Origin of the sequence: Achromobacter sp. GbtcB20 (assembly GCF_019091095.1) — a bacterium.
Lineage (GTDB): Bacteria > Pseudomonadota > Gammaproteobacteria > Burkholderiales > Burkholderiaceae_B > Achromobacter > Achromobacter mucicolens.
The window spans coordinates 1-265 of sequence record NZ_JAGXJZ010000583.1 but is presented as its reverse complement, the minus strand read 5'-3'; the positions used below and the strand labels follow the sequence as shown (position 1 = coordinate 265).

At 63.0% G+C, this 265-nt stretch carries 1 pseudogene; it reads left to right on the top strand.

Annotated features, from left to right (window positions below):
- A pseudogene (locus tag KVT32_RS30320) lies at positions 1–265 on the top strand (hypothetical protein); the annotation flags it as partial.

Here is a 265-nt window from a genome sequence, read left to right as displayed (position 1 = left end):
TCGTATTCCGAGGGTACCCGCGCCGGCTACCTGCAGAAGTTCTCGAAGAAGGGTTGGCTGTGCAAGACCTGGGAAGGCGAGATCCTGCTCTCGAGCATGCCCGGCGCGATTCCCGAGCGCTTCGCCTTCACCGTGCGCGAAGAGAACCTGGTGCAGAAGCTGCAGTCGACCATGGGCCAGCGCGTCGAGATCAGCTACGAACAGCACCGCGGCGTGCCGACCTCCTGCTGCGGCGTGACCGAGTATTTCGTGACCTCGGTGAACA